Annotated in this window: 1 protein-coding gene and 1 pseudogene; both read left to right on the forward strand. The window is 57.6% G+C overall.

All coding sequences use genetic code 11. From position 1 onward, the window contains the following. Positions 1–132: pseudogene (locus O7A61_RS31805) on the forward strand (IS481 family transposase); the annotation flags it as partial. Continuing rightward, positions 132–2,285: a DNA methyltransferase gene (locus O7A61_RS31810; RefSeq protein ID WP_337133114.1), complete on the forward strand. Its 2,154-nt coding sequence runs from the start codon at positions 132–134 to the stop codon at positions 2,283–2,285. The pseudogene O7A61_RS31805 and the gene O7A61_RS31810, both read left to right, overlap by 1 nt. Positions 2,286–2,759 lie beyond the last annotated feature (474 nt).

The following is a 2,759-nucleotide window of genomic DNA, read 5'->3' on the forward strand; positions in this document are numbered from 1 at the left end:
CATCGCGCCGCCGAGTTGCCCATATGGTTGCATCGGTACAATTGGCACCGTCCGCACGGAAGCCTAAAGTCCAAACCGCCAATCAGTCGCCTGGGCCTGACCAAGGACAACCTGTTGAGGCTCCACACCTAGTGCTGTGGATCGGCTATCTGAAATGGCAGCTCAAGACAGCAGGACTGGCGTCTATCACCGAGCCGATCCTAGACGCCTATGGCACGATCAAGCAGCAAGATGCGCTCATTGTCTTTGACCGGCAGGAACTGCTTCGTGACGGTACCGGGCGACCCCTATCGCGATGGGACGGCGTGACAAAGAAGCTGCATCCGATCACAGGTGAGGAAATTCCCGACCCTGACGCCACTGTGCCACGCTATAGTTATGTGAACCCGAAACGCGCGCCGTGGCCCGAGGTCGAATTCGTTGTCGGCAACCCGCCCTTCATCGGCGGCAAGGACATGCGGCAGGAGCTTGGCGATGGTTACGCTGAAGCATGTTGGGCCGCACGCCCACACTTGCCAGGCGGAGCGGATTTCGTCATGCATTTCTGGGATGAAGCCGCGACCCGGATGTTACGCAAGCCCTTGAAGGGTCAGACGAACCCGTTGAAGCGCTTCGGCTTCATCACGACCAACTCCATAACTCAGACATTTTCGCGCCGCGTCATCGAACGTTATATGGCAGCAAAGGAGCCTCTGTCGCTCATCTTTGCGGTACCGGACCATCCTTGGATGAAGGCAGCAGACAAGGCCGCTGTACGGATAGCCATGACCGTGGCAGAGAAAGGTGATCGTGAAGGTGTGCTAGCGGAAGTCGCGTCGGAAGCTCAACTGAATACCGACACACCGCAAGTTTTGCTGGATAGCCGGGATGGCAAGGTTCGGGCCGACCTTACGATAGGTGCTGACCTTTCTCGCGTGGCATACCTGAACGCCAATGAGTTACTGGCTAGCCGGGGCGTCGCGCTTCATGGTGCTGGGTTTATTGTTACTCCAGCACAGGCAAAAGGAATGGGTCTAGGTACAGTCGATGGGCTGGAAAACCACATTCTCGACTACAGGAACGGCAGAGACATTGCGCAACGTCCGCGCGGAGTCATGGTAATCGACCTCTATCCTCTTGCAATTGCTGACGTCCAATCAAGGTTCTCCTCCGTGTACCAACACGTTGTTGAACGTGTGAAGCCGGAACGAGAAAGCAACAGAGAGGATTTCAGGCGGGAGTATTGGTGGTGGTTCGGGCGGCGGCATACCGATTTGCGTGAATTCCTAGATGGATTGCCCCGCTACATTGCGACGGTTGAGACCACGAGACACAGAACTTTTCAGTTCCTCGATGCCGGCATTCGGCCCGACAACATGTTGGTCTGTATCGGGCTAGAGACAGCGGAACACCTTACTGTGCTATCCTCACGACCAAGCGTTGTATGGGCTATCGCAACAGGCGGCTGGTTGGGCGTTGGTAACGACCCCCGCTACTCCAAATCGCGGACGTTCGATCCCTTCCCGTTCCCGTTAGCGGCGAATCCTAAGCTGGGGCCAAATGACCCACTGTTCGCCCAACAGGAGCGGCTGCGCGGGCTGGGTGAGCGCCTCGACCACTTCCGAAAGCAGCGGCTCGCAGCGTATCCATTCCTAACCATGACCGGCCTGTACAACGCGCTGGAGCGGCTGCGCGAGCTAGATAATGGCTGTGATGTGCCGCCGCTGAGCGACGCAGAGCGCGACGTGCATCAAGCTGGGCTAATCTCCGTACTGAAGGAAATCCACGACGACATCGATCGCGCAGTCCTTGCCGCCTATGGCTGGGAGGATTTGATCCCGTCGCTGGTGGGCAAGCCCGGCGCAACTCTACCTTCACCCCATAAAACGGTCGAGCAAGAGCGAGCAGAGGAAGACCTATTGACCCGACTTGTGGCACTCAATCACGAACGGGCTGTCGAGGAAATGCGCGGTCTGGTCCGCTGGCTGCGCCCCGGTTTCCAAATACCGAAGCTGGGCGTGAAAGCGCCGAAGCCGGAAGGCGAACACGTCGGCACTTTGGATATCGAAATGCCCGTGACGGGCGATCGTCCGAAATGGCCGACCGATGGTCTGGAGCAGATCAGGATCGTGCGCGACCTGCTTGCCAAGGCCCTAGCGCCGACCCCATCCGAGGCCATAGCCAGCGTGTTCGACGGCAGGAACACAGGCAAGCGAAAGGACCGGGTAGAGCAGGTTCTACGAACGCTTGTCGCCACCGGGCTGGCACGCGAGGTCGAAGGACAACGTTACTTCCTACCGAGGTAGCGAGAAGCTATTTCTCGAAATCTATCCTCCTAAGTTCAGAAGGCATTGTATGAAACCGTTCCTCGTTCGCGCTCGCATCCCTGATTTGGGTCCTGGTGCGCATGGAGCCATTGCGCTCTATGTGGCTCTGTACGACACCGAAGAGGGGGCATTAGCAGCGGTGAAAGAACTCGCTCCTAAGTCTTGGGTGGTAGAAGACATAGTTGGACTTACAAAAGACACCGTTGTCAGGAGAAGGGGCTGGCTGCCGGATCAGTTGAATTGCTTTAGGCGCTGCCACACCTAAGAGAGATACCCGGCTGAGGATGGGACACGGGGACTTCTGCTGCCACCCCGAACGGACCGCATGCCCTTCCCGAGAGATGGGTGACAGTTCATTCCGGATAGATGGGTTACACTTTCGGCCCTTTGCAAGGAGAGCAAGGTGCCTTGGAAGGAGTGTAACGTCATGGATGAGCGGCTGAAGTTCATCGC

Source organism: Mesorhizobium sp. Cs1321R2N1, from assembly GCF_037179725.1.
Taxonomy (GTDB): domain Bacteria; phylum Pseudomonadota; class Alphaproteobacteria; order Rhizobiales; family Rhizobiaceae; genus Mesorhizobium; species Mesorhizobium salmacidum.